The 24410-nt window shown below is 70.3% G+C and carries 27 protein-coding genes; 14 read left to right on the forward strand and 13 right to left on the reverse strand.

Features of this window, described 5'->3' with window-relative positions:
• The first annotated feature begins 3 nt into the window (after positions 1-3).
• Positions 4-711, forward strand: coding sequence for a hypothetical protein (locus tag CACI_RS36985; RefSeq protein WP_143765540.1), 708 nt, complete (start codon positions 4-6; stop codon positions 709-711).
• Between the two features lie 10 nt (positions 712-721).
• Here the strand turns inward: CACI_RS36985 and CACI_RS36990 are convergent, their stop codons facing one another.
• Positions 722-1282: a carboxymuconolactone decarboxylase family protein gene (locus CACI_RS36990; protein WP_015796038.1), complete on the reverse strand. Its 561-nt coding sequence runs from the start codon at positions 1280-1282 to the stop codon at positions 722-724.
• Between the two features lie 251 nt (positions 1283-1533).
• Here CACI_RS36990 and CACI_RS36995 point away from each other — a divergent pair, with 251 nt between their 5' ends.
• Together CACI_RS36995 and CACI_RS37000 are read left to right on the forward strand one after the other, a co-directional pair.
• Complete coding sequence (locus CACI_RS36995) at positions 1534-1836, forward strand: winged helix-turn-helix transcriptional regulator (RefSeq protein ID WP_015796039.1); 303 nt, start codon at positions 1534-1536, stop codon at positions 1834-1836.
• A gap of 103 nt (positions 1837-1939) precedes the next feature.
• Positions 1940-2326, forward strand: a complete 387-nt coding sequence (locus tag CACI_RS37000) for a hypothetical protein (protein WP_015796040.1) — start codon at positions 1940-1942, stop codon at positions 2324-2326.
• A gap of 48 nt (positions 2327-2374) precedes the next feature.
• Here CACI_RS37000 and CACI_RS53140 read toward each other — a convergent pair whose 3' ends face one another.
• Entirely contained in the window at positions 2375-3628 is a 1254-nt protein-coding gene (locus tag CACI_RS53140) for a polysaccharide lyase family 7 protein (RefSeq protein WP_015796041.1), read from the reverse strand.
• 279 nt (positions 3629-3907) lie between these two features.
• On the opposite strand from CACI_RS53140, the gene CACI_RS37010 reads away from it, so the two are divergent.
• The gene (locus CACI_RS37010) at positions 3908-4336 is read left to right on the forward strand and encodes a DUF4234 domain-containing protein (protein WP_015796042.1); all 429 of its coding nucleotides are present in this window, start codon (positions 3908-3910) and stop codon (positions 4334-4336) included.
• Positions 4337-4464: 128 nt separating this feature from the next.
• Complete coding sequence (locus CACI_RS37015) at positions 4465-5442, forward strand: quinone oxidoreductase family protein (RefSeq protein WP_015796043.1); 978 nt, start codon at positions 4465-4467, stop codon at positions 5440-5442.
• An 80-nt stretch (positions 5443-5522) separates the two neighbouring features.
• Here CACI_RS37015 and CACI_RS37020 read toward each other — a convergent pair whose 3' ends face one another.
• On the reverse strand, positions 5523-6089 hold the full coding sequence (locus CACI_RS37020) for a TetR/AcrR family transcriptional regulator (RefSeq protein WP_015796044.1): 567 nt from the start codon (positions 6087-6089) through the stop codon (positions 5523-5525).
• A gap of 87 nt (positions 6090-6176) precedes the next feature.
• Between CACI_RS37020 and CACI_RS37025 the strand changes: the two genes are divergently transcribed.
• Complete coding sequence (locus CACI_RS37025) at positions 6177-7076, forward strand: SDR family oxidoreductase (protein WP_015796045.1); 900 nt, start codon at positions 6177-6179, stop codon at positions 7074-7076.
• Positions 7077-7198: 122 nt separating this feature from the next.
• On the opposite strand, the gene CACI_RS37030 is transcribed toward CACI_RS37025, so the two are convergent.
• Both CACI_RS37030 and CACI_RS37035 read right to left on the reverse strand, forming a co-directional pair.
• Entirely contained in the window at positions 7199-9211 is a 2013-nt protein-coding gene (locus CACI_RS37030; protein ID WP_223297361.1) for a glycosyl hydrolase family 8, read from the reverse strand.
• Between the two features lie 97 nt (positions 9212-9308).
• Positions 9309-13040: a glycosyl hydrolase 2 galactose-binding domain-containing protein gene (locus tag CACI_RS37035; protein ID WP_015796047.1), complete on the reverse strand. Its 3732-nt coding sequence runs from the start codon at positions 13038-13040 to the stop codon at positions 9309-9311.
• 232 nt (positions 13041-13272) lie between these two features.
• Between CACI_RS37035 and CACI_RS46615 the strand changes: the two genes are divergently transcribed.
• Entirely contained in the window at positions 13273-13890 is a 618-nt protein-coding gene (locus CACI_RS46615; RefSeq protein WP_015796048.1) for a hypothetical protein, read from the forward strand.
• Between the two features lie 76 nt (positions 13891-13966).
• Here CACI_RS46615 and CACI_RS37045 read toward each other — a convergent pair whose 3' ends face one another.
• The gene (locus CACI_RS37045) at positions 13967-14599 is read right to left on the reverse strand and encodes a hypothetical protein (protein WP_015796049.1); all 633 of its coding nucleotides are present in this window, start codon (positions 14597-14599) and stop codon (positions 13967-13969) included.
• Positions 14596-15102 carry an RNA polymerase sigma factor gene (locus CACI_RS37050; RefSeq protein ID WP_015796050.1) on the reverse strand — a complete coding sequence of 169 codons (507 nt, stop codon included), beginning with the start codon at positions 15100-15102 and terminating at the stop codon, positions 14596-14598. Before CACI_RS37050 ends, CACI_RS37045 begins: the two co-directional genes overlap by 4 nt.
• 209 nt (positions 15103-15311) lie before the next feature.
• On the opposite strand from CACI_RS37050, the gene CACI_RS37055 reads away from it, so the two are divergent.
• Positions 15312-16406: a S1C family serine protease gene (locus tag CACI_RS37055; RefSeq protein WP_015796051.1), complete on the forward strand. Its 1095-nt coding sequence runs from the start codon at positions 15312-15314 to the stop codon at positions 16404-16406.
• Positions 16407-16518: 112 nt separating this feature from the next.
• On the opposite strand, the gene CACI_RS37060 is transcribed toward CACI_RS37055, so the two are convergent.
• On the reverse strand, positions 16519-16902 hold the full coding sequence (locus CACI_RS37060) for a cupin domain-containing protein (RefSeq protein ID WP_015796052.1): 384 nt from the start codon (positions 16900-16902) through the stop codon (positions 16519-16521).
• Positions 16903-16986: 84 nt separating this feature from the next.
• Here CACI_RS37060 and CACI_RS37065 point away from each other — a divergent pair, with 84 nt between their 5' ends.
• Both CACI_RS37065 and CACI_RS37070 read left to right on the forward strand, forming a co-directional pair.
• Positions 16987-17457: a MarR family winged helix-turn-helix transcriptional regulator gene (locus tag CACI_RS37065; protein WP_015796053.1), complete on the forward strand. Its 471-nt coding sequence runs from the start codon at positions 16987-16989 to the stop codon at positions 17455-17457.
• A gap of 99 nt (positions 17458-17556) precedes the next feature.
• Positions 17557-17775 (forward strand): hypothetical protein, encoded by a 219-nt coding sequence (locus CACI_RS37070; RefSeq protein ID WP_143765541.1) that lies wholly within the window; start codon positions 17557-17559, stop codon positions 17773-17775.
• Between the two features lie 64 nt (positions 17776-17839).
• Here the strand turns inward: CACI_RS37070 and CACI_RS37075 are convergent, their stop codons facing one another.
• A complete protein-coding gene (locus CACI_RS37075) occupies positions 17840-18340 on the reverse strand; it encodes a GNAT family N-acetyltransferase (protein WP_143765542.1) in 501 nt (166 codons plus the stop codon).
• Between the two features lie 308 nt (positions 18341-18648).
• Between CACI_RS37075 and CACI_RS37080 the strand changes: the two genes are divergently transcribed.
• Positions 18649-19320, forward strand: a complete 672-nt coding sequence (locus CACI_RS37080) for a hypothetical protein (protein ID WP_015796056.1) — start codon at positions 18649-18651, stop codon at positions 19318-19320.
• A 22-nt stretch (positions 19321-19342) separates the two neighbouring features.
• On the opposite strand, the gene CACI_RS37085 is transcribed toward CACI_RS37080, so the two are convergent.
• A complete protein-coding gene (locus tag CACI_RS37085) occupies positions 19343-20029 on the reverse strand; it encodes a YoaK family protein (protein WP_049871836.1) in 687 nt (228 codons plus the stop codon).
• A gap of 89 nt (positions 20030-20118) precedes the next feature.
• Between CACI_RS37085 and CACI_RS37090 the strand changes: the two genes are divergently transcribed.
• Both CACI_RS37090 and CACI_RS37095 read left to right on the forward strand, forming a co-directional pair.
• The gene (locus CACI_RS37090; RefSeq protein ID WP_143765543.1) at positions 20119-20382 is read left to right on the forward strand and encodes a hypothetical protein; all 264 of its coding nucleotides are present in this window, start codon (positions 20119-20121) and stop codon (positions 20380-20382) included.
• A 60-nt stretch (positions 20383-20442) separates the two neighbouring features.
• The gene (locus CACI_RS37095; protein WP_015796059.1) at positions 20443-21453 is read left to right on the forward strand and encodes a DUF4389 domain-containing protein; all 1011 of its coding nucleotides are present in this window, start codon (positions 20443-20445) and stop codon (positions 21451-21453) included.
• A gap of 12 nt (positions 21454-21465) precedes the next feature.
• Here CACI_RS37095 and CACI_RS51740 read toward each other — a convergent pair whose 3' ends face one another.
• The gene (locus tag CACI_RS51740) at positions 21466-21657 is read right to left on the reverse strand and encodes a hypothetical protein (protein ID WP_015796060.1); all 192 of its coding nucleotides are present in this window, start codon (positions 21655-21657) and stop codon (positions 21466-21468) included.
• 108 nt (positions 21658-21765) lie between these two features.
• Between CACI_RS51740 and CACI_RS37105 the strand changes: the two genes are divergently transcribed.
• Positions 21766-22617, forward strand: coding sequence for a helix-turn-helix domain-containing protein (locus CACI_RS37105; RefSeq protein WP_015796061.1), 852 nt, complete (start codon positions 21766-21768; stop codon positions 22615-22617).
• Here the strand turns inward: CACI_RS37105 and CACI_RS37110 are convergent.
• Positions 22589-23410: an NAD-dependent epimerase/dehydratase family protein gene (locus tag CACI_RS37110; protein WP_015796062.1), complete on the reverse strand. Its 822-nt coding sequence runs from the start codon at positions 23408-23410 to the stop codon at positions 22589-22591. The genes CACI_RS37105 and CACI_RS37110 overlap by 29 nt on opposite strands.
• A 14-nt stretch (positions 23411-23424) precedes the next feature.
• Complete coding sequence (locus tag CACI_RS37115; protein ID WP_015796063.1) at positions 23425-24405, reverse strand: 5-dehydro-4-deoxyglucarate dehydratase; 981 nt, start codon at positions 24403-24405, stop codon at positions 23425-23427.
• Between the last annotated feature and the right edge of the window lie 5 nt (positions 24406-24410).

Here is a 24410-nt window from a genome sequence, read left to right on the forward strand (position 1 = left end):
CCCGTGTCCATCCGCGGCGCACGGGTCGCCGAAGTGAGCGCCGTCGGCGGGAACAGCCCGTTCGGCTCGCTGGGCTACCAGCCTGCCGAGATCGCCGTCTATGCCGATGGCAGCGTCGTCCTCGACGGCTCCATGTGGTTCACCCTCGCTCCGGCTGATCTCCAGAGCCTGCTGACCGGGCTCCAGAAGGACCTCGCGGGCCTGCCGGCCGTCCTCACCGCCGCCGCCGGCTCGGCGATGACCGACGTCGGCGACACCGTGCTCGGGGTCCGCGGCGCCGGCGGCGGGTACCAGACGGTGCGTGCGAACGCGCTCCCGCAGCGCTTGGCCTCCGGCGCCTACCCCGCCCCGGTCGTCACCGCCTACAACGCCCTCGAAGCGGTGAAGAACTCGACCGCGGCCAAGGCCCGCGCTCCCTACATCGGCAACACCGTCCGTGTCGCCTACGAATGCCCGGTCAGCACCGCGCTCGGAACCCAGTTCTGGCCCGACGGGCTTCCCGCTCCGACTCACGCGCGCGGTCCCCAGTGCCCTGAGATGGTCACCGTGACCGGCGGCACCGTCGACATCGCGCGGCAGGCGTGCCTGAACTACGACAGTGCCCTGCAGGACGGCGCCGCCAATCAGGCGGTCCCGTATCTCTCCGAGGGCGGCATGGGAATCCGGACCTGTGTGTGGCGGTGGGCGCTGCCCGACGAGCAGTCCCACTGACCCATGCCGCTCAGGCTGTCTCGAAGCGCGCCGCTCCCGGCTCCAGCGGGAGGCGCGCGGCGCGGGCGGTGAAGCTGATGGCGTGGTACCAGCCGCACACCAGCAGGAGATCGAGGAGCTGGTCGTCGGTGAACTCAGCGGCGAGGCGGGTCCAGAGGGCGTCGTCGATGTCGTTCTCGTCGTGCAGGGCGTCGGCCGCGTCGAGAAGCAGGCGGTCGCGGTCGGTGGTCCAGCAGGGGTCGGCGCTGGTTCCGTGGGTCAGTGCCGTGATCTGGTCGCCGGTCAGGGCGGCGCGGTCGGCGAAGTGGGCGATGTGGACGCCCCACTCGTATTCGCAGCCGCAGCGCGCGCAGGTGCGGTCGATGAGGATTTCGCGGTCGCGCAGGGTGAGAGTGAGGCGGCGGCTGAGGACGTGGCTGCCCCAGACGTGCAGCGCCTCGGCCATCGGGAGGTTGCGGGCGAAGGTGCGGAACAGGGCGATGGGTTCCTGGTCGCCGGGCATCATGCGATCCAGCAGGTCCGCGGCTTCGGCGGAGTAGGGCGGCGACAGCGGTGGGATCCGAGCGGCCATGGCGTGCCACTCCTTTCGGCGTCCCCCAGCGAGTTCGGCAGGGAGAGTGAGAACGCTTCGATTTTAGAAGCACTCCCGCGAGAGTAGTGTTTCTGATTCCGAAGCGCCACCCGCTCGGACAGCTCACGGAAGGGCGACGACTCGACGTGCCGACGACTCCCGACACCGGCCCTTCCGCTCCTCCTCCCCCTGACTCTCCTCCCCCGCGCCCCGGACGGCGGGTCCGCGGCTCGAGCAGCGGACGTCCGCTGATGGCCGCGCTCGATCTGTTCGGGCGGCGCTGGGTTCTGCGCATCGTCTGGGAGCTGCGCGACGGTCCGCTCGGCTTCCGGCCGTTGCAGCAGCGGTGCGACGGGATGTCCTCGAGCGTTCTGCAGCAACGGCTGACGGAGTTGCAGGAGAGCTTGCTCGTCGAGCGCGACGAGGCCGGCGCCTACCGACTCACGCGGCTCGGCGTGGAGGCGCGCGACGAGTTGCGCGGTCTTACCCGCTGGTCGGAGCGGTGGGCCACCGCGCTGGAGCAGGACACTGCCGCCGAGGGAGGCGAATCGTGAGCCTGCCAATCGGGTGAATCAGTGAGATCGCTGAAATTCGTCGCGCGAAGTGGCGTCATGAATCGCCGGTTCGGCCGTCTCATCTTGTATGGCCGATACACCGATGACCCCCGCGATCGACGCCAAGACCCCGCACTACATGGTCCGGCTTGCGTTTCGTGTCCGCTCCGACGCCGCCTCCGGCCTCGGCCACGTCGGCTACCTCTTCCCCGCCGCGTACTTCTCCAGCGGGGAGCACGCCGAGCGGTTCGGCATGTGCCTGTGGGCCACGCGGCACCGCGACGTGGTGGCGCTGCACGTCTTTCCGCCGGTCAGCGGCCGCAGCCTCGCGCCGGACGGCTGGTCGATCGCCGAGCCGGTGCACGTGGACTGCGGTTCCCTGCTGCGCCGCCGGGTTCCGGCGATCGCGGTGGCGCCCGGCGGGAGCATGTGGCTGCAGGAGGCGGGCGCCTCGACGCGGTTGGTCGGTGACCGCCGAACCGGTGGGTGAAGGCGTGAGGCAGAGCCCTCACACACCGGTCGCAGCCGTCCGCGGTGATCAGCTGTGGTGGATCGACAGGGCGTAGAAGCCGACCCGGGCGCCGACACTGGAGCTGCTGCCGGAGCTTTGGTCGTAGTCCCCGGCCTTGAAGTACATGCCGTAGCCGTTGAAGGTGGAGGAGGCGGTCCAGGTGCGGGCCGCGCCGCCGTTGAGCGACAGGCTGATGGTGCTGCCGCTGAGTCCGATCACGTAGCTGAACTGCGTGCCCACCGGGACGGTGCCGACGTCGTAGAGCACCTCGTTGCCGCCGGCGGGGGTCTGCTCGATGGCCATCTTGATGTCGCCGCTGGCGTAGTAGAACAGCTCCAGCAGCGGCTTGGTGGAACCGCCGGAGCCGAGGTGGATCTGGCCGACGCAGACGTGGTCGGGGACCTGCGTGACCTTCAGCGTGGCGCTGAGGGTGTTGGTGGTGCCGGCCGCGAACCAGTTGGCTGCCGCGCCGCTGGAGGTCATCTCGCGGAACTCCGAGCGCGAGTAGTTCGAGTTCGGGGTGGTGACGCCGTTCTCGGGGTCCCAGAACGTCATCGCGCCGTCGGTGGAGTCGGTGTAGAAGTACTGGCTCTGATAGCCGTTGGCGCCTTCGAGCTGCGCGGGCAGGATCGTGGTGGGCGAGCCCGCCGAGCCGGTGGGCAGTTGGAGCTCCCACAGCGAGAGGTCGAAGTTGCCTCCGGGCGCGACGCCGGGGTTCAGTCCGCCGGGACCGGTACCGCCACCGCTACCGGTGGGCAGCGTCCACTGCTGGTTGGTAGAGCCGGTGCAACTCCAGATCTGCGCCTGGGTCCCGGAGCCGCCATGGCCGGTGTCGTCCAGGCACTTGCCGGAGTTGGGGTTCAGCAGCTCGCCGTTGGACTGCGGGACCCAGACCTGAGCGCCGGATCCGTTGCAGTCGTAGAGGTCGACGGTCGTGCCGTTGGCGGTGCCGGCGGAGTGCACGTCGAGACACTTGCCGAGCACCTGCAAGGTGTTGCCGGTGCTGTTGACAGTCCACTGCTGCGCGGTGGTGCCGTTGCAGCTGTAGACCTGGACGGGATTGAGGTTGGCGGTCAAGCCGCCGCGGTCGTCCAGACACAGCCCTTGGTAGCCGGTGACCTGGCCGGTAGCGTTTCCGGCGGAGGCGACCGGAGCCAGCATCAGGCTCGTGCCGGCGACGGTCAGCGCGACGCTGCCGAACGCGGCGGCGAAGGACCTGGCGGATCGGCGGCGTGGTTTGCGGAGCATGCGGGGTGAAGCGGTGGGCGTGGGCGTGGGCATTGCGGAACTTCCTTTCCGGGCCTGAGCGTGGGCAGAGGTGTGGGGTACCGGAGCAAGAAAAGTGCCGAGCGAATGAATTCACGTACATGAACACACATTATGTAGGTGAACGGCGCACACGATAGGAGACGAACGGAGGCTCGTCAATGCCCTTAACGAGCATGTGCTCCGCCACCGCGCCGCCTGCTCGGTAACCCATGCGGACCAGTCACGGCTTCGCCGCCGGACGCGTGGGGCACGAGTGCCGGGAACCACACCTCACCCGCACCTGGAGCCCTGGTGAACGGTCGCGTCGGCAAACACCGCAACATCCTGCTGGTCTGGCTCGTCTGGCCGCTGATCACGCTGGGGATCTATTCGCTGGTCTGGTACTACAAGGTCAACCGGGAGGCGCGGGACTTCGACCGGCGGATCGAGGTCAATCCGGTCCTGGCGCTGCTCGCCGTGACGATCGGGTGGGTCATCATCGTTCCGCCGTTCGTCTCGGTCTACCGGACCGGCGAGCGCATCGCCGCGATGCAGCGGGCGGCGGGGCTGCCGGGCAGCTGCAGCGGGCTGATCGGGCTGATCCTGGTGTTCTTCGCCGGGCTGCAGTCGCTGTACTACCAGCACGAGCTGAACGGGATCTGGAAGCAGTACGGCGATCCGCCGGAGGGCAGCGTGGTCGCCCTGGCGGTGGTGCCAGAGGCCTCGGGACCGGCGATGTGACCCCGCCGGAGCCCGATGGTGGAGCCTGACGGTGGAGCCTGGTGGTGCCAAGCCCAGCATGAACCGGCTCTCCTGTCGCGGCTCGGCCTGTCGCCAGAATGATCGTCATGAGCAATGAGCGAGAGCAGATGAAGGCAGTCGTCATCCCCGAGTTCGGCGACGCGGAAGTGTTGCGCGAGGTGGTGACGGCGGTCCCCGAACCCGGCGCCGGGCAGGTGTCGATCGACGTGGCGTACGCGGGAGCCAACTTCGCCGAGGTGCTGTACCGGCGCGGGGTCGTGGACGTGCCGCTGCCGTTCGTGCCCGGGATCGAGGTCTCGGGGCGGGTGCGCGCGATCGGGGAGGGAGTCAGCGGTCTGACGGTCGGGCAGCCGGTGGCGGCATTGACGATCGTCGACAGCGGCGGGTATGCCGAGGTCGCCGTCACCGCCGCCGATCTGGTGGCGCCGTTGGCCGAAAGCACGGACCTCGACCCAGGATCCGCCCTCGACCTGGCGACCGCCGCCGCACTCCCCTCCAACAGCACCACCGCCTTCCTCGTCCTGGACCAGATCGCCCGCCTCGCGCCGGGCGAGAGCGTGCTGGTGCACGCGGCCGCCGGCGGCGTCGGCAGCCAGCTCGGACAGGTCGCGCGCCTGCTCGGCGCCGGACGGGTGGTCGGGACGGTCGGCAGCGCGGCGAAGGTGGAGACGGCTCGCGGCTTCGGCTACGACGAGGTGATCCTGCGCGATGACCTCGCCAGCGCCGGGCAGTTCGACGTCGTCGTGGACATGGTCGGCGGTCCCGCGCGCCAGGGGAGCCTGGACCGGCTCGCACCGCTGGGCCGCCTGGTCGTCATGGGCAACGCCTCGGGCGCCGAGGACGTCGGGATCTCCGCCAACGAGCTGTGGTTCAGCAACAAGACGGTCTCCGGCTTCAACCTCGCCGCGTACTCCGCCGTCCACCCCGATCGCGCCGGACAGGCGCTGCGGCGCGCGGTACGGGCCGCGAGCGAGGGGACGCTGCGGGTTCAGGTGGAGGCCGTGCCGCTGAGCCAGGTCGTCGAGACGCACCGGCGGATCGAGTCGGGCTCGACCACGGGCAAGCTGGTGCTCGAGGTCGTCTAGGAGACAGTGCCCGGAATCAGCGCTTGGAATCAGTGCCCTGAATCAGTGCCCTGTATCAGTGCCGGGAAGCAGTGCGGGAATCAGTGCCCGGATTCGACCAGATTCTCCAGCGCGGCGAAGCACTCCCCCATCGTCTTGCCCATCTCCCCCGCCTCGCTCCGCACCCACTGCGCGAACGACGCCCGGAACACCGCGATCCCGGCGTCCGCCGCCAAACGGGCGTCCGGCTCGCCGACCCCGCGAGCGCGCAGACCCTCGGCGAGCGCCCCGGCGATCTTCGCCATCTTCGCGACCTCGCGCTCCTGCAGCTCCGGGTGCGCGTCGATGATGCCCTGGCGCAGCTGGGAGCGGTCGTGGCGCTCGTCGAAGAAGGTCGCGACGCAGGTGATGGCGGCGCGGACCGCGTCGAACGGTCCGACCTCGGGCGGGGTTCCCGCCAGGGTCTGGACCATCGCCTCTTGGAGGAGTTCGCCGCCCTGGAACAGCACCTCGCGCTTGTCGCTGAAGTGCCGGAAGAAGGTGCGCTCGGTCAGGCCGGCGCGCTCGGCGATCTCCGCGACCGTCGTCTGGTCGTAGCCGCGCTCGACGAACAGGTCCATGGCGGCTTGTTCGAGACGTCCTCGGGGGTTCGACGGCCAGCGACTCATGGTGCCATGGTAGATGATGACAGCGGCTGACATCAGTGCTAGCGTGAGTGATGTCAGAAACTGTCATCACTGGCCCGGGAGGCCTTCATGCGTGTTTTCGTCACCGGCGCGTCCGGACACATCGGTTCCGCCGTCATCCCCGAGCTGCTCCAGGCCGGACACCAGGTCGTCGGGCTGGCCCGCAGCGACGCCGCGGCCGAGCGGGTCGCCGCCCGGGGCGCCGAGGTGCACCGCGGCGACGTCTTCGACCCGGACGGCTACCTCGACGCCCTCGCCGCCGCCGACGGCGTGATCCACCTCGCCTACGACCACTCCTTCTCGGACATGGCCGAGGCCGCGGCGAAGGATCTGCGCGCTGTCAAGGCGATGGGTGAGCGGCTGGCGGGTACGGGCAAGCCGCTGGTGGCCACCGCCGGCACGCTGATGCTGGCCATGGCCGCTCCCGGCGAGATCGGTCTGGAGCGGCACACGCTGCCGGCCGGTCCGCGCATCGACACCGAGAACGCTGTCATCGCCCTGGCCGATCAAGGCGTCCGCTCCTCCGTGGTGCGCCTGGCGCCGCTGGTCCACAGCGACCTGGACCACCACGGCTTCGGTCCGACGCTGATCCGCATCGCCCGCGAGAAGGGCGTGGCGGGCTACCCCGGCGACGGCGCGAACCGCTGGCCGGGCCTGAACACCCGGGACGCGGGGCGGATCTACCGGCTGGCCGTGGAGTCCGCGCCGGGCGGCTCCCGCCTGCACGGCGTCGAGAACGAGGGCTACGCCCTGCGCGAAATCGCCGAGACCATCGGCAGGCGGCTCGGCGTGCCGACCGCCTCGATCGGCGCCGACGACACGGCCGCGTACTTCGGCTTCCTCGGCGGGTTCATCGGGCTGGACAACCCGACCTCGAACGAGGCCACCCGCAAGATCCTCGGCTGGGAGCCGGAGCACCCGGGTCTGATCGAGGACCTGGAGCGGGACCACTACTTCGTGGAGCAGTGAGCGCACGCGGACAGGCGCCGGCCCCGACGCCTCCCTCAAAGCGCCGGGGCCGGTGTCGCCCGATTCAGATGTGGTTCAGGATGTGACTCGCTTCGTCGGAGTGGGTGTGGTCAGGGTGTGGCTCAGGACGTCGTCAGCGAGGTGTCGTCGATCACTGAGTTGGTCGTCCCGCCACTGGTGTCGGTCTCGCTGCCGGTGAACTTCAGCGTGACGGTCTGGCCCGCGTAGGCCGACAGGTCGGCCGTCTTCTGCGAGTAGCCCGAAGCCGCGTTCAGGTTGGAGAACGAACCCACGGTCGCCAGCACGGTGCCCGAGGAGTTCAGCACCTGCACGGTGAACGTGTCCGGCTTCGCCGTCGTCGTCTTCTCCGTAGTGTCGATGTGCAGCCAGTAGGTCAGCGACGCCGAGCAGCCGGACGGGATCGTCACGCTCTGCGCGATCGTGTCGGTGTCCTTGCTGCCGTTGCCGTTGAACCACGCGACGTACGAACCGGCGTGCGCCGGCTCGGCCGAGGTCGCCTTGGTGATCGGCGTGAACCCGAGGGTGGAGGTCTGGGTCCAGGTCGCCGCGCCGGACTCGAAGCCGGGGTTCACCAGCAGTTGCGCCGGAGTGCAGCCGCCTCCGCCGCCGACGGTGGTGACCGTCAGCGAGTACGTGGCCGAGTGCGAGCCCGAGGACGCCGTCCCGGTCACTGTGATCGCGTACGTCCCCGCCGGGGTCGACGACGATGTCGCGACGGTCAGCGTCGAGGAGGCTCCGGAGTTCACCGAAGCCGGGCTGAAGCCGGCCGTCGCGCCGGTCGGCAGACCGGACGCCGACAGCGCCACGGACTCCGCCGATCCGGCCGTGACAGCCGTGCCGACCGACACCGTCGCCGAAGAACCCTGACTCACCGAACCGGACGCCGGGGACGCCGAGATCGAGAAGTCGTTGGCGGGCGGCGGCGGGGTCGAGGCCGAAGCCGGGCTCCAGTAGTCGCCGGCCATCACAATCATGACCAGCGTCTTGATGGACTCGCCGTAGTAGCCGTCACCGTAGGGGTTGGTCTGCAGGAAGCTCCAGATCGTGTCGGTCCACGCCTGGTCGCCCGCGGCCATCGCGGACGGGCCGATGGAGTCCCCGGCTTCCTCGGCGACGTCCGAGGTGTTCTGCCCGGTGCAGTTCAGGTTCAGGTGCGGGTAGACGTTGCCCGGCTTGCCGCCGGAGACCTTCTTGGCGCACGCCGACCACTTCTGCGCGTCGCTCAGCTCGAACGCCGCGGTGGTGGCGCCGTTGAGCAGCGCGTCCGTCCCCATGTGCCAGGGCACGCGGATCGAGTTGTAGCCGACGATGTTGTCCGGCTGGTTCTCCTGGTAGTTCGCCGGAGCCGGCTTCGGCGTGCCGTTGGCGCCGACGACGAAGTCGGGCAGCAGGCCGTTGGCGGCGGAGTAGTTGGTCACCAGCGAGCTGTCGACCGCCTCGGTCCGAGTGATGACCTTGTTCCAGTCGTGCGAGGGGTCGTACGCCGCGAACGCCCGGAGGTGGTCGATCATGTGGTCCGAGGGCCGGGTGTCGGTGTTCGGGCCGTCGTCCTCGCACTTGAGGTGGCCGTCGGGCGCCACGTTGTGGGCGTAGAAGTTGCTCAGCCACGTCTTGGCGTCGCTGCTGTAGCCGCCCCACTGCTTGTCGGCGAGGATCAGGCCGTAGCCGATGTCCAGGTCGCCGTCGGTGGCGCCGTCCGGCGTGCCCCCGCTGTAGTACTTGCAGGTCTTGCCGTCCAGCTGCCACTGCATCATGCCGTACTGGTCTTCGTGGTCCTTGACCAGCTGCCACAGACCGTTGAACTCGGCCTGCGCGTTGGCGTCGTACCCGGCCATCAGCGGCACGATGTTCATGCCGTAGCCCTGGCCCTCGGAGACCGGGCCGTTGTTGGTGGCGTCACCGTCGCCCTTGGTGGACACGTAGTACTCGTTGCTGGCACAGCCGTGGACGAGGTACGAGGCCTTCCACGAGTCGTACTGCTTCTCCACGGCGGCGTCGCGCGTGGCCTGGGAGGCCGACGGCATGACGCCGACCTTGTAGGTCTGGTGCTGGGGGAAGGCGTAGTTCGGGCCGGCGGCTTGCACCGCGGAGGTGTGCGCGACAGCGAGTGCCACGCATCCTGCCAGGGTACTGATTCCGGTCGCCAGACTGAGAACGCGCTGGGAGCGGCGCTTCACAGTTCTCGTTCCTTTCTGCCGGGGGTGGGGGACGTCAGTGGGTCTGCAGGGCGGTGTCGTCGGCCACGAAGGTGGTCGTGCCGCCGCTGGTGTCGGCTTCCGTGCCGGTGAACTTCACCGTGACCGTCTGCCCGGCGTAGGCCGAGAGGTCGGCGGTGTGCTGCGTGTAGCCGGAGGCCTTGTCGAGATTCGAGAACGAGCCGACGGTCGCGAGCACGGTCCCGGAGGAGTTCAGGATCTGCACGGTGAACGTGTCCGGTTTCGCGGTGGTCGTGCTCTCGCTGGTGTCGATGTGCAGCCAGTAGGACAGCGACGCGGTACACCCGGACGGGATCGTCACGCTCTGCGCGGCGGTGTCGGTGTCCTTGCTGCCGTTGCCGTTGAACCAGGCGATCCACGAACCGGCGTGCGCCGGCTCAGCCGAGGTGGCCTTGGTGATCGGGGTGAACCCCAAGGTGGATGTCTGGGTCCAGGAGGTGGCGCCGGATTCGAAGCCCGGGTTGGCGAGCAGCTGCGCGGGGGTGCAGGTGCCTCCGCCTCCCGAGGATGTGACGGTCAGCGAGTAGCTCGCGGTGTGTGTCGCCGACGGCGCGGTACCGGTGATGGTGATCGGGTACGTCCCCGCTGGTGTGCTCGCCGCGGCGGCGATGGTCAGCGTCGAGGACTTGCCCGCCGTCACCGCGGCCGGGCTGAACGTCGCAGTGGCACCGGTCGGCAGACCGGAGGCGGTCAGCGCGACGGACTCCGCGTTCCCGCCGGCCACCGAGGTGGACACGGTGGCGGTGGTCGAAGAACCCTGAGTCACGTTTCCGGAGGCCGGGGAGTCCGAGATCGAGAAGTCGTTCGGGGTACCGGTTCCGGTGCCGGCGACGACATCGATCTTCGACGCGTTCCAGCCCGACACGCTCACGACCGGCGTCGCGCCCTGCAGATCGGCGGACTTGTAGGTCGCGGTCAGCGTCTCGGATTCGCCGGGCCACAGCGTGACGTCGTTGTCGCTCCAGACCGCGGAGGTGACTTCGCTGTCGCCGGACTGCTCGCCGCCCGAAGCGGTCCCGCGCCGCAGGTCCGCGCGGAGCAGGAAGCCGACGGCCGGGGTCGTGGACTTGTTGGTGACGGTGACCGTGACCAGGCTGTCAGCACCGTTCGGACCGGCCTGGCGGCTGGTCGCGGCGGTCGCGGACACCGTGGCGGCGGGCAGGTTCTGCAGGCCGGTGAGGTTCGCGTAGGAGGTCATCGTGGCCTGCGGGTTGCCGCCGCCGGAGGGGATGGTCGAGCCCCAGTTGACGGCGTCCGGCGTGGTGGAGTCCCAGTAGACGTTGCGGTCGACCACGGTGCCGTTCTGCTTGACCAGCAGCTCGACGAAGTAGACCGTGCCGGCGGCGGTGGGCAGCTTCGGCGTGAGCACCTTGTTCTGGACCTTCTGCGAGGCCAGGGACAGCGAGCTCGAGGTCTGGTCGTCCAGCACGGAGCCGGCGGTGCTGTAGACCTTCGATTCGACGGTCACGCCGGACTGTGTCTGGCCCGACAGGTTGTCGACGGTCACGGTGTGGTTGTCGAGGGTGTAGATCGCGTGCAGCGACCGGTTCGCCTCCTGCGCGCCGAAGTAGGCGCCGGCCTGGTCGTAGTCGTTGTTGTAGAGCGACCACAGCAGCGTCGGCCAGCCCTTGTTCATCTGCCAGTAGATGGTGCCGGTGGAGGGCTGCGTGGCGTTGGTGGAGTGGGCGATGAAGGCTTCGAACTGCGCGCGGGTGTCCTCGTAGTTCTGCGCCTGCGCCTCTTCCACGTACTGCGCCAGGCTCGACCAGGCTCCGTAGCGCTTGGAGACGGCCTGGTCCAGGTTGTAGAGCGTGCCGAAGGAGTAGCCGCTGTGGCCGGTGCCCTCGTAGTTCGCGTGGTACTGGTTGGCGGCGGTGGTCTGCCACAGCGCGGACTGGTCGGCGGGCGACAGGAAGCGGTTGAGCGAGTCCATCGTCGGGACGGTGTCGCCCGCGCTCTGCTCGGAGTCGAAGCCCCAGGCGCCGCCGGCGTTGGTCAGCGTGGAGTCGCCGGACGGGGAGTGCGTGGTGTCGTACCAATAGTTCGACGGGACCCAGTCATAAGGACCCTCCTTCTCCCCGGACGTCCCGAGCTGCGGGCTCGAGTTGTACTCGGCGGAGGAGATGAACGGACCGGGGTAGTCGGCCGAGGCGAAGCCGTTCAGCGCCTGGGTCTCTTGCGTCGAGGTCGGCGCGTTGTCGCTCCACTGGAAGCTGAAGATGCTCGGGTGGTTGCGCCAGATCGCGCCCTGGGTCGCCGCGGTGTTCTGGTACACCGTGCCGGCCGAGCCGCTCTTCTCCCACTCGTCGCAGCACTGGTAGCCGACGTTGATCAGGATTCCGGCGGCGTCCATCTGCTGGTAGAAGTCCGGCGGCATGAAGTGGCCCTCGAGCCGGATGGCGTTCAGGCCCATGGACTTCATCAGCGCGATCTGCTGCGCGGTGTCCGCGGGGTCGTAGCGCAGGAACAGGTCCGGGTCCCAGCCGCCGCCGCGGATCACCAGCGGCTGACCGTTGATGCCGAACTGGCGGACTCCGTCGGGCGAGGCGCCGCCGGCTCCGACGAGGCTGGAGGTGACGGTGCGGATGCCGAACGTCTCAGAGGTCGAATTCAGGACGGTCGAGTTCTGCGCCACCGAGGTGCTCAGGGTGTAGAGCGGCTGGGCGCCCATCTGGTAGGGCCACCAGATCTTCGGCGAGGACAGCGTCAGCGCCGGGTAGCTCGCCGGCGCGAAGGTGACGGCCGAGGTGGCGTGCGCGGCGACGGTGACGTTCTGGGTCACCGAGACCGGCGTGCCGCCGCCGGGCGGGGTGAGGGTCGCGGTGACCGCGCCGGTCTGCGAGGCGGCGGAGACGTTGACCACCGAGGCCTTCACCGTCAGCGCGCTGCTCGACAGGTTCGCCGCGGTGCTCTGGTCCACGTGCGCGTCGTCGACGATCAGCGGACCGCCGGCCTCGAGCTGCACGGGGAACTGGATGCCGGTGTTGTTGTCCGGCGGGATCTGGCTCCAGTCGACGTTGTCCAGCGTCAGCATCGAGCCCGGGTTGTTCGGGTGCATCTCGATGGCCAGCGAGTTGGTGCCGCTCAGGAGCTTGGAGGAGATGTCGAAGACACTCTTGTCGTAGTCCCCCGTGACGGTCGAGGAGGTGGCGACCTCCGTGCCGTTGACCCACACGTCGGCCGTCCCGACGACCCCGTTCAGGATCAGCCGGGCGCCCTGGCCGCCGGCCGGCGCGGTGAAGTCGGTCCGGTACCACCACGGGACCGAGAACTGCGCGATGGTCTCCGCGCCGACCTTGGTCATCTGCCCGAAGCAGGTCTTCATGTCGGTGGAGTAGTAGACGTTCGGGCAGGAACCGTTCTGCAGCAAAGCATTGATCTCCGTGCCCGGTGCTCCGCCGCCGTCGTTGGCGACGCTGAGCCAGCCGGAGGTGGAGAAGCCGGGGGCGGAGATCTGGGCGCCGGTCTGGGTGGCGGTGGCGCTGGTGAGGACCTTCCAGCCGGTGGTCGCGCCGAGGTTCTGGACCGCCGACGAGCCGGTCGAGGGATCAGTGACGGTCGCGGCGGCGGATACCGGTGCGGCGAGGCGGGTGCTCAGGGCTTTCTGCGAGCTGCTGCCGGCCGTCGCCATCTGGACGGTTCCGGCGAGGACCGTACAGACGAGAGCGGCGGCCCCGAAGGCGCGGGTCGCAGAGCGGCGTGTGCGGATCGTGTCAATGGATCTCATGCCCGACTCCTCGTGGGCTTGGCGGATGACACAGGAGCGACGGTGCTTCGAGCGGTGCGCGATGGAATTAGGAAAGGTTCCTAACGAGATCGGGGCGTACGCTACTCATCCCGCGACGAGGTCGTCAAGAGTCTGTGAAAGGTCCTTAACGAGAAGAAGGCAGCCCTTGCCCCTATGTCAGGATTCCCATACAGTCTCGCGTAAGGAAAACCTGACATCGAAGGAGTGCGCGATGGGCTGGCTCTACGAGGGAGTTCCCGACGAGGAGCACGAGGGCCACGCGGTCGGGGTGCTCGGCAACGGCGTGATCCCGGCCTACGGCTCCGGCGGGCAGTGGTCTGAGATGGAGTTCCGAGACGGCTGGTGGTCGCCGGGCAGCGGCGCGGAGGATCCGGGCGTCGAGCCGGCGTGGCTGCTGCCGGCGTGCGTGTGCGGCTGGCGCGGCGAGCGCGTCGGCTACGACCCGCAGGCCGAGGATGCGGCGCGGGCGCTGTGGGACGTCCACATGGACGACGTCACGGTCTACTTCCTCACGGTCGCCAAGGCTGCCGAAGGCCTGGCCGACGCGCTCGAGACGGCGCGGAAGGAAGGCGAGTACGACGCGCGGCCGCTGGCGGTCGTCAAAGCCCTGCGGGTCACGCAGGCGCGCATCGGCTCGGAGATCGCCGTCGCGGTGGGTGCGGCGCGTGCGCGGGAGCTGAGCTGGGAGCTGATCGGCGACGCGCTGGGGGTCACGCGGCAGACGGCGCATGAGCGGTACCGCGAGGTCGCGGCTGTTCCGGCGCGGGACGATGTGGTGGTCAGCGCGGTGGACAGGGCAGTGGACAGCGCGGTGGACGCGCTCGGCTGAGCGCGCCCACCACTTTTCATATCTTTGCTCTGATGCCTGGCTTGCCCTGGCGCCTGGCTTGCCCTGACGCCTCGGCTCAGCCCTGGTGCGTGCTGAGCACCTGACCGTTGCCGTCGACGTGGCCCAGCCCGCCGCCGTCGGTGCCGGTCACCGCGCCGTTCGGCGGCTCGGCCGGCATGCTGACGCAGGAGGGCACCGGCTTGTCGGTCAGCACCCCGCCGGCCTGCGCCTTGCTGCCGTCGAAGCCGAACGCGATCAGCGTCGTGGCGTTCTTCGGCAGGCCCGAGGCCTGGACGGTGATCGTGTCCTGGCCGTTCGGACCGAACTTCAGGTTCAGCGACGTCTTGCCGCCGGCCAGGCCGGGGGTGGCGAAGGAGCTGAGCGACGGGCAGCCGGGCGTGGCCTTGAGCACCACCACGTCGGCGCCCATCTGGTGCAGCTTGGCATTGGCGCCGGCGACGCCCTCGGCCTTGCTGACCGAGACGGTGACGGTGCCGTCGTGGTTGTCCGTCACGGCGTAGGCCGAGGCGGTGCTGCCGAAGACGGTGAACCCGACGGCCGCGGCGCCGGCCGCCGCCACGGTTCCGGCGGTGGCCCAGGCGGGTCGGGCGTAGCGGCGGTGGTCCGCGGCGGGCGCGGAAGCCGAGGCCAGCTCGGCTCCGTGCTCGGCCATCAGGTCCTCGAAGAGGTGGTCGGCGAACTTGGTCATGATGTCACTCCGGAATCCGGGCGCGAGGTGTGCGCCCTGCGTAGACGGGTTCGGGCGCGCATGAGCCGCATGCGGAGCGCGCCCGCGGAGATGCCGAGCACAGCCGCCGCCTCCTTGGCCTTCAGGCCTGCGATGTCGACCAGTTCGACGGCTTGGCGGTCCAGGTCCGGCAACTTGGTCAGTGCACTGACCAGGGCGCGGCCCTCCCGCTCGGCGTCGATGCGGTCGAGGAGTTCTTCGACGTGGTCCGCCGCCAGGTCGCGGCGCCCCGCCAGCCGGACCGCGCGCTCGCGGTGGCGCGCGTCGGTCTCGCAGTGCTGCGCGAAGGTCCGGCGCGCTATGCCGAACAGCCAGGCGCGCGCGGTCCCGCGGCGGGGGTCGAAGGTGGAGTAGGAGGTGATCGCCTCGAGGAAGGTGTCCGCGGTCAGGTCGGCGACCGTCTGCGGATCGGTGGTGCGTCGGGCGAAGTAGGCGGTGACCGCGTCTATGTTGGCGCGGTACATGGACTCGAAACCGGCGGCGGGGTCGTGGTCCGGGGCAGGCCGCCGGGGGCGTCCCGGATGCGTCTGCTCCGTTCGCGGCTGATCTCGAGGGCGCTGGGGTCGCTGCGTCGTCGTCTCGCTCACACCTGTAGTTGCCGTCCGCGCCGGATTCTGTCACACGCCGGGGGTCACTCGTCCGGCGCTGGCGACGTTTGCGCAGGCCTCGGGGCGTGCAGAAGCAGCGCGTGAACAAGGGTGTTGCCGCTGCGGCGGTGTGCGTGCTGCTGTCGGCCGCGGCCGGATGCGGGTCCTCGGCGGCGAAGTCGTCGGACTCCTCGCCGGCCGCGTCGTCGTCGTCGAGCTCCGCGCCGTCCTCGCCGGGTCAGAGCTCGGACCAGCTGCAGACGGACTACGAGCGGATGGTCGGCGACGTGCTGCCCTCGGTGGTGCAGATCAGCACCGACAGCGGTCTGGGCTCCGGCGTGGTCTACGACAGCAAGGGCGACATCGTCACCAACGCGCACGTCGTCGGAACCGCCACCAGCTTCAAGGTCACGCAGCCCACCGGCGGCCAGCCGCTGACCGCCACTCTCGTCGGCAGCTACCCGGCCGGCGACCTCGCGGTGATCCGCGTCGGCAACGGCGGCGGCGGACTGAGGCCGGCGAAGTTCGGCGACTCCACCAAGCTGCGCGTCGGGCAGATCGTGCTGGCGATGGGCAGCCCGCTCGGACTGACCGGCACGGTGACCGAGGGCATCGTCTCGGCGCTGGGCCGCACCGTGACCTCCAACGACGGCACCGGGGGCGGCGCCGCCATCACCGTGGGCGACGCCATCCAGACCTCGGCGGCGATCAACAACGGCAACAGCGGCGGCGCCCTGGTCGACCTGTCCAGCGAGGTCGTCGGCATCCCCTCCTCCGCCGCCCTCAACCCCGAACTCGGCAACAGCGCCGCCCCCGGCATCGGCTTCGCCATCCCGACCGCCACCGCGACCCGCATCGCCGACCAGCTGATCGCCGCCGGCAAGGTCACCGACTCCGGCCGCGCCGCCCTCGGCGTCAAGGTCATCGGCGTGGTCGACAACACCGGCGCCGCAGCCGGCGTGGGCATCGCCGAACTGGAGCCGAACAGCGCCGCCGGCGCCGCGGGACTGAAGGTCGGCGACGTGATCACCGCGGTGAACGGCACACCCACGCCGGACCTGACAACGCTGTCCCAGGTGCTGGTGACACTCACACCCGGCCAGCAGGTCAAGGTGGACTACACGGCTTCGGACGGATCGAAGCACACGGCGACGGTCACGCTCGGGACGCTGAACGGGTGAGGCTGGGCTTCGGCTCTGGAATCAGGCTGCTGCTTCGGCGCCGGGCTCGGGCTGAGGGCTGAGCTTCGGCGCCGAGGTCCGGCAAGGTCCGGCGAGGCCTTCGCGCTGTGGCTCAGGCGGTCCACGGCGGGATGATGCCGTCGCCCTCGCGCGGCAATGTCCAGGCGCGTCCTCCGGCCGGGGCGGTCACGATCGCGCTGAAGCCGGTGATGGGGTCGCCGGTGATGGTGCGTTCGGCGTTGGCGGGGACCACGACCGTATCGCCGGCCTGCATGCTGTGGGTCTGGCCGGCCAGGTCCACGTCGGCGGCGCCGGTGGTGAAGACCCAGATCTGCTCGACGTCGATGATGTGGCGCGGGCCGGCGGGGGCGCCGGGGGCGACCTCCACGCGCCAGATCGGGCGGTCGGCGGCGCCGAGAGTCGGGGAAGCGAGGGTGGTCATGGTGGCGGCGGGGGTCTGGCTGCGGCGGGTCTCGGATGTGCGGATGACTGACATGGTCGGCTCCTCAAGCGTCGGGATTCGGGCGTCGGCTAGAATCGACAATGGTGTTGTCCTAAATAGACAATGAGGTTGTCGATCGTGTCAAGCGCGTTGCCGCCGCGGGGATCTGACCTGCCGTTGCTCATGCTGCTCGGATTCCGGGCGCTGATCGACGAGGTGCACGCCGACCTCGCCGAAGCCGGGCACGCGGGCTTCCGTCCCCTGCACGGCGTCACCTTCAAGGCCATCGGCGACGGGGTCACCGCCTCCGAGCTGGGACGGCGGCTCGGAGTCTCGAAGCAGGCGGCCGGGAAGACCATCGAAGGGCTCGAACGCGAGGGGTACGTGGAGCGGGTCGCCGATCCCGCCGACGCCCGCAGCAAGATCATCCGGCTCACGCCGCGCGGCGTGGACGTGCAGCAGCAGGCGTTCGAGGCGATGGCGCGGCTGCGCGCGCGGTGGGCCGAGCAGCTCGGCGAGGAGCGGATGGCCACGATCGAGGAAGGGCTGCGGGAGATGACGGCCGATCGGGAGATGCGGTTCGACATTCCGGGGTGGTTCAGCGGATAGCACCGCCGTCCGCGCATACCATCGGTCTTATGCCGCCACCGGCCGAGCCCGGGCGTGTCGGTCCGTGACGGCGGCCCGGCGAACGTCTCGACTGTGATCATGAGATATCGCCTTCTCACCGGTCTTGCCGTTGCCCCCTTGACGCTCGTCATGCTGACCGCCGAGCCCGCCGGCGCCGTGGACGACCGCGCGGCGGCGGTGAGCGAGCCCGCGAAGCAGGCTGTTGATCCGGTGGGAATGCTCGCCGGAGGAATGGTGCTCGCGGCGAGTGCGGCGTTCGCGGGGACGGGGATGGTGCGGCGGCGGAAGCCGCGCTAGCTGTTCGGCGTAACCCGGCTCTAGCTCGGCTCTAGCTTGGACCTGGCTCGGACCTGGCTCGGTTCTAGCTCGGTCCTATGTAGAACCGCACCTTGGCCGGCAGCCCATCGGCAGCCGTCCACGCGCCCTCGCCGCTTCCCACATACCGCCAACCGGCCCGCTCGTACAGCGCGATCGCCCCGGCGGCGATGGCGTGTACTTCGAGCACCGCTTGGAGCCCGCTGTCGCTCGCCGCCCGCGCCGCGCAGTCGAGCAAGTCCCTCGCCACCCCGCCTCGTCGCGCGTCCACCGCCACGAACAGCCGCGACACCAGCGCGAGTTCCGGCGCCGCGATGCCGACCGCCTGCGCGATGGCGTCGCCGGACTCGGTGAGCGCGACGTGTCCGAGGACCGCCGGACCGGCGACCGCGACCCACGCGCCGAGCATGGTCTTCGGCGTCAGCCAGCGGCCGGGATCGGCGGGCCAGTGGACCGGATAACCATCGGATTCGTGGACGCCGCGCAGTGCGGCGGCGCAGGCGGGAAGGTCCTCGTCACGGCGAGGGCGGATCACTGGCTCGGGCACGGCGTCCAAGGATAGTCAAGCGTCGACTGCCAGGTGCAGTGGTCGGCGGGCAGCCCGTCCGAGCAGGAGCCCGGGGAACCGCCCGCCGCCGTCCGCATGTCATGCCCCATTTGCTGACACGCGGCGTCTTCGCCCTATGGTCCCCTCTCCGGCATGACAACACACGTAGAAAAGCGATTCAGTTTCCGACGGCTGTCCCACCGCGAAACCGGGAGGTCAACGCCGCGCCGCATGTTGTAGGCTCTCCCGGCGCCCGGGATCTGGGCGCTGGGGGACTTTAAAAATCAGGTGATCTGGGGGGATCCACCATGAACGCACATCTTCCGTGCTCTGATCCGGTCTGCCGGACGGTCGCCGGCGTGCCGTCGAGCCTGCTGCCGCTGCAACTGCGGGTCGTCGTGCAGCCGGCGGGCGCGCCGCTCGGCGAGGACCCGTTCACCGCCGACTTCCATCCGGATCTGGTCGGGGCGGTCGTCGTGAAGGGACGGCAGGACGAGCCGCTGGTGCTGACCCGGCATCTGGCGGCGACGTGGCAGGTTCCGGCGGCGCGGCTGTGGGACGACGCGCTGGCCGCGCTCGGCGTGGAGCCGCTGGACGTCCGGAGCTTCCCGCTGCCCGGCACACGCGCCGAGGCCTACGCGGTGACCGGGCTGGGCTGGCCCGGCGCGGCGCACATGTTCCGCCTCGAGCAGGTGCTGGGGCGGCGGCTGCCGCTCGGCGCCCTGGTGATGGTGACGGACCACAACTCGTTCGTCGCCCTGCCGCTGGAGTCGAACGCGACGCTCGGCTCGGCGTCCGCCTTCTGGGAGCTGAACGAGAGGCTCGGCCGCCGGACGCCGACTCCGCTGACGCCACTCGCACCGCGCCTGCTCTGGGTACGCGGCTGGGCGGTGCACGACCTCGGCGCAGGCTTCGTCAACGGGCAGTTCACCGCCGACCTGCCGCGCGAACTTCGGGCGGCGTTGGCGCAGCTGAACTAGTAACCGACCAGCAGAGGAAAGCTCACTCCGCCCGCGCGAGCACAGCGGTCACGACCAACAGCGCCAGCGCCAACCCGAGCGCCGCACTGATGCTCTGGTGCAGCACCAGCAACCCGCCGCAGAGCGCGCCGGCGAAGATGCAGCCCAGCGACAGCAGCCGGCGCACGGTCGGCTTGCCGAACGGGTCGGAGGCGATCCCGGTGACGGTCATGGTGAGGACCGTCGTGGTCAGATCCGGGACCGCGAGCTTGCGGACCACCGCGTTCTGGACGCCGAAGCCGAAGGCTAGGATCGCGGTGAGCTGCGCGTGCGTGGACGTCTTCCCGTCGTCCTCCGCGGCGGCGATCAGCAGCGCGACGGCGACGAAGACGGCGTGCGCCGCGACCGCGTTCGCCAGCCGGCGGTGCTGGTCGTCGCCGGCGGTGCGGCGGGCCAGCCGGGGCTCGGCCCAGGCGCCGGCGGCGAAGCAGGCGATGGCCAGGCACGGCGCCCAGACCGTCAGGCCCTTGGCACCGGCGAGCGCGAAGCCGAGGAAGACCACGTTGCCGGTCATGTTGGCCACGAAGATGTGGTTCAGAGCCAGATAGCTGACGGCGTCCACGACGCCGGTGACGAGTGTGGCGACGATCAGCGGCGCGGGCAGGACGCCGTGCTTGGCGGCTCCGTCGTCGTAGAGGCGGTCGGACAGGCGCAGCAGAGCGGCTTTCACGGTGGTGATTAGACCAGACGCTGGCATCTGGGACACCGGTCGGCGGCCTGTCCCGTTCACGCGGCGCCCGGGAGGGTATGGGTCAGACTGTGACGAAAGGAACGGACAGCTTCGCCTTCCCCTCCGGCGGGACGGTCGTGGAGCTCGCCTCCAGCGCCGAGTGCCCGCCCGAGATCCGCGAGCGGGCACTGCGCGCGCTGGCGGCGCGGGCCCGCGACGCCGAGGACGCCCGGCAGCTGATGGAGGCCCTGGGCCTGGTGGACACGCCGCCGCGGGTCCGGCCCACGCGGCGCCGCGGCCGCACCGTCATCCGATCGGTCGGCAGCGGAGGTGAGCGACCGGAGCCGGAGTGATCCTGGGGACCTGTGGCGCGCGGCCGCGCGCCGAGCCCGGAACAGGAGGCCCGAGGTCCCATGAGCGACCAGTTGCCGCCGGCTCCTCCGCCCCCTCCGGAGGACCCGAATCAGCCGCCTTATGGGCAGCAGCCGCCCTATGGTCAGCAGCCGGGCCAGCAGCCACCGCCCTACGGACAACAGCCCGGCCAGCAACCGCCTCCCTATGGCCAGCAGCAGCCGTACGGCCACCCCTACGGCCAGCAGCAGGGCTATCCGCAGTACCCGCAGTACCCCGGCGGCGGCAACGTCTACGGCGAGCTGCGGCGCGAGCCGGAAGTCCAGCTGGACGTGCAGGGCCTGCGCCCGCAGCGGCGCTGGACCGTCCTGATCCGCCTCATCCTGGCCATCCCGCAGCTGATCGTCCTGTACCTGCTGCTGGTGGCGGGCTTCTTCGTGCTGATCGTCGGCTGGTTCGCGGCGCTGTTCACCGGGCGGCTGCCGGCCGGCATCCGCGACTTCCTGATCGGCGTGCTGAAGTACCAGATCCGGGTGCACGGCTACCTGTTCCTGCTGGTCGACGAGTACCCGCCGTTCGCCTTCTTCGAGGCGCCGGGCTATCCGATCCAGATCGAGGTCCCGGAGCCGACCCGGCTGAACCCGGCGGCGGTGTTCTTCCGCATCATCCTCATGGTCCCGGGCTGGATCGTCACCTCGGTCGTGGGCGAGGGCGCGGCCGTGGTCTCGTTCTTCGTCTGGATCATCATGCTGTTCACCGGCGTGCAGCCCGAGCCCGCGTTCGGGGCGACCAGCGCCATGCTGCGGTACGAGAGCCGCTTCCTGGGCTTCTCCGGGATGCTGACGCCGACGCAGCCCAAGGGCTTGTTCGGCGACGCGCCCGGCGCCCCGGAGGCCGCCGCCCGCCGCTCGCCGACCCGCCCGCTCCTGCTGTCGAGCGGCGCCCGGACGCTGCTGATCGTGATGATTGTGGTCGGGGCGATCGCCGCCATCTTCAACGGCGTGTTCAACTCCGACAACGGCAGCGACTCCAACAGCGTCAAGGCGCCGTACACGGTGTCGCAGCACCTGTAGTCGCCGACCGGATCAGCCGCGCATCCGCAGATAGAGCTCGCCGAGCAGGCCGCCCACCACAGCGGCCAGCACGACGAGCTCTGTCTTGCTCCCCTCGACACTCCCCCGGTACCAACTCCGCATCCGCTGAGCCGACGTCGCCGCCGCGCGCCCGAGCAGGGCCACGGCCACGCACCCCGCGACCGCCATGAAGATCACCACCACCGTCACCTCCTCGGTTCCAGGCTGGCGCACCCCCGCGGCCCGGACCAGGAACGCACACCGGAAGTTGCGCGGACGATTAGCCGCACGTCAGCCGGGCAGACTGCCGCTGTGGAAGACGGGGAGGGCCACGCCGGCGGTTTCGCGGAGGCGATCCGCGCCTGGCGCGAGCGCCGGGGTTGGACGCAGGAAGAGCTCTCGCATGCCAGTGGTCTGAGCACGCGCGCGATCCGCAGCCTGGAACGCGGCCGGACCTTGAAGCCGCGCAGGACCACCGTGCAGATGCTGGCCGACGCGCTCCAGGTACCGCGGGCACGGTTGATGGGGACCGTACGGCGCGCGGTCGGCGACGCCGACGCCGAGGCGGACGGCACGCTCGGCAACGTAGCCACCGGAAGCGTGGAGGGCGACGCGGTCGCCACGGTCAGCGCCGAAGCCCGCTCCATCCACGCCGGCGCCTGGGTCCCGCGCGAGCTGCCGCCGGATCTGGGCCACCGCACCCTGGACGTCCGCGAAGTCGTGGCCGAACTGGTCGCGGGACCGACGGAGCCCTATCGCGCGGCGATGGTGCGCGTCGACGGCTCCGATGTGGCGATCCGCGCGGCACACCACGCTTCGGCGAAGTTCTCCGACGGACAGCTCTACGCGCGCCTCGACGGCACCCCGCCGGTCGCCCCGGCTGCCGTGCTTCGCAGGTTCCTGCGATCGTTGGACGCCCCGCAGCGGCCGAGCGATGCGACCGTCGACGAACTCGCGGCGGCCTTCCGCAGCGCGCTGGCCGGACGCCGCATGCTGGTCGTGCTGGACGGCGCGCGCTCCGAGGCGCAGATCCTGCCGCTGATCCCGGCCGAGGCGCGGTGCGCGCTCCTGGTCGCGTTCGTGACAGAAGGACGGCCGGTCGCCCGGCCGCCCTCCCCCGTGCCGTCGTACCGGGCTACTCCTGGGGTGGCACGGCCAACGTGAAGCGCCCACCGAGATAGCGGTACTCCGGGTCCTCGGGGTCCGGCGCGCCGTCGGCGGCGGCCTCGATCTTCTCGGCGAACGCGTCGGAGTCGTCCTGCGGGTCGTAGCCGAGGCGCCGCGCCGGCTCCAGGTCCCACCAGCCGGTCTTGTTCGCCGAGATCCCGTACACGATCTCGTAGTCGAACTCCGGCGCGCTCGCCAGGGCGTGGAACAGGCGCGTGGCGTCGGCCGGGCTGAGCCAGGTGTCGAGCATCCGGCGGTTTCTCGGCTCCTCGAAGCACGAGCCGATGCGGACGCACGCGACCTGCATCCCGTGCCGGTCGGCGTAGAACGACCCGAGCGCCTCCATGAAGACCTTCGAGACGCCGTAGTACGTGTCCGGCCTGGGCCGCACGTCCACGCCGATCGGCGCGTCGCGGTACCACGCGCGCTCGTGGTACCCGACGGCGTGGTTGCTGCTCGCCGTCAGGATCCGCGGCACGCCGGCCCGCAGCGCGGCGTCGAACACCTTGTAGGTCCCGTCGATGTTGCTCGTCAGGATCCGGTCGAACCGGTCCTCGACCGGGATGCCGGCCAGATGGATGACCACGTCCACGTCGCGCATCGCGGCGTCCAGGGCCGCGGCGTCGCCGACGTCGCCGACGACCCACTCGGTGGCGCCGGGCTCGTCCGGCCGCACCAGGTCGAACCCGCGCACCTGCCAGCCGAGGCCAGGCAGTCCGGCGCGCAGGAAAGTGCCCACCCCGCCGGCCGCTCCGGTCATCAGGATCCGGCCGAGCTTTGTCTCAGACATCTGTTGTTCCACCCTTACGCCAGCGTGTCGATCCCGTGCCCGGTCAGTACCCGGCGTCCCTCGTCGATCAACTCCTGAAGCCGGGCCACGTGCTCCGGGGCGGCTTCGGTCAGCGGCGGCCGCACGGGACCGGCGTCCAGACCGTCCAGCCGCACCCCGGCCTTCACCAAGGCGACAGCGTAGCCGGGAGCCTTGGCGCGCAGCTCCACCAGCGGCCGGTAGAACCGGTCCAGGAGCGCGTTGACCAGGCTCGTGTCGCCGTTGCGGTAGCCGTGGTAGAAGGCCAGCGCGACGTCGGGGACGAAGCAGAAGACCGCCGAGGAGTACCCCGGGACGCCGACGCCGGCGTAGGCGAGCTGCGACATCTCGGCGGTCGGCAGACCGTTGAAGTACATCAGCTTGCCCTCGCCGTGGCGGTCCCGGACGGCGGAGACGATCCGCTGCATCAGGTCCAGGTCGCCCTTGCCGTCCTTGAACCCGACGATGTTCGGGACCTCGGCCAGGTCGGCGACCACCTCGGGGGTGAAGGTGACGTTGTCGCGCTGGTAGATGATCAGGTCCAGGTCGGTCGCCTCGGCCACCGCGGTGTAGTGGTCCCGCAGGCCCGCGGCTCCCCCGGCGACCAGGTAGGGCGGCATCACCAGCAGTCCGTCGGCGCCGGCCTCCTTGGCCGCGGCGGAGAACGAGGCGGCCAGCGCCGCGCCGTAGCCGACGCCGGCCACCACCGGCACCCGCCCGGCCGCGACCTCGGCGGCGGCCCGGACGCACTCGGCGAACTCGTCCACGTCCAGCGCTTGGAACTCGCCGGTCCCGCAGCACGCGAACACCGCGGCGGGCCCGGGGCGCTCGGGGGCGTCCAGGAAGGCCAGCCGCGAGCGCAGGTGCTCGCGGTACACCTCCAGGTCCACGCCTCCGGGACGGTCCCCGGCGCCGCGGGCGAACGGGGTGACGGGGAAGAACAGCAAGCCGTCGAGCCGGTCCACGAGTGATTGCATCAGTA

It is taken from the genome of Catenulispora acidiphila DSM 44928, assembly GCF_000024025.1.
In the GTDB taxonomy this organism is placed as follows: Bacteria; Actinomycetota; Actinomycetes; order Streptomycetales; family Catenulisporaceae; genus Catenulispora; species Catenulispora acidiphila.

What these genes read in the sequence shown, in the direction of transcription:
- CACI_RS37080 (WP_015796056.1), top strand. Translation starts at nt 18,649, where the DNA reads ATGAACGCACATCTTCCGTGCTCTGATCCGGTCTGCCGGACGGTCGCC.
- CACI_RS37020 (WP_015796044.1), bottom strand. Translation starts at nt 6,089, where the DNA reads ATGAGTCGCTGGCCGTCGAACCCCCGAGGACGTCTCGAACAAGCCGCC.
- CACI_RS37035 (WP_015796047.1), bottom strand. Translation starts at nt 13,040, where the DNA reads ATGAGATCCATTGACACGATCCGCACACGCCGCTCTGCGACCCGCGCC.
- CACI_RS36995 (WP_015796039.1), top strand. Translation starts at nt 1,534, where the DNA reads ATGGCCGCGCTCGATCTGTTCGGGCGGCGCTGGGTTCTGCGCATCGTC.
- CACI_RS37000 (WP_015796040.1), top strand. Translation starts at nt 1,940, where the DNA reads ATGACCCCCGCGATCGACGCCAAGACCCCGCACTACATGGTCCGGCTT.
- CACI_RS37095 (WP_015796059.1), top strand. Translation starts at nt 20,443, where the DNA reads ATGAGCGACCAGTTGCCGCCGGCTCCTCCGCCCCCTCCGGAGGACCCG.
- CACI_RS53140 (WP_015796041.1), bottom strand. Translation starts at nt 3,628, where the DNA reads ATGCCCACGCCCACGCCCACCGCTTCACCCCGCATGCTCCGCAAACCA.
- CACI_RS36990 (WP_015796038.1), bottom strand. Translation starts at nt 1,282, where the DNA reads ATGGCCGCTCGGATCCCACCGCTGTCGCCGCCCTACTCCGCCGAAGCC.
- CACI_RS37110 (WP_015796062.1), bottom strand. Translation starts at nt 23,410, where the DNA reads ATGTCTGAGACAAAGCTCGGCCGGATCCTGATGACCGGAGCGGCCGGC.
- CACI_RS37070 (WP_143765541.1), top strand. Translation starts at nt 17,557, where the DNA reads ATGAGATATCGCCTTCTCACCGGTCTTGCCGTTGCCCCCTTGACGCTC.
- CACI_RS37025 (WP_015796045.1), top strand. Translation starts at nt 6,177, where the DNA reads ATGCGTGTTTTCGTCACCGGCGCGTCCGGACACATCGGTTCCGCCGTC.
- CACI_RS37050 (WP_015796050.1), bottom strand. Translation starts at nt 15,102, where the DNA reads ATGTACCGCGCCAACATAGACGCGGTCACCGCCTACTTCGCCCGACGC.
- CACI_RS37045 (WP_015796049.1), bottom strand. Translation starts at nt 14,599, where the DNA reads ATGACCAAGTTCGCCGACCACCTCTTCGAGGACCTGATGGCCGAGCAC.
- CACI_RS37115 (WP_015796063.1), bottom strand. Translation starts at nt 24,405, where the DNA reads ATGCAATCACTCGTGGACCGGCTCGACGGCTTGCTGTTCTTCCCCGTC.
- CACI_RS46615 (WP_015796048.1), top strand. Translation starts at nt 13,273, where the DNA reads ATGGGCTGGCTCTACGAGGGAGTTCCCGACGAGGAGCACGAGGGCCAC.
- CACI_RS37060 (WP_015796052.1), bottom strand. Translation starts at nt 16,902, where the DNA reads ATGTCAGTCATCCGCACATCCGAGACCCGCCGCAGCCAGACCCCCGCC.
- CACI_RS37015 (WP_015796043.1), top strand. Translation starts at nt 4,465, where the DNA reads ATGAAGGCAGTCGTCATCCCCGAGTTCGGCGACGCGGAAGTGTTGCGC.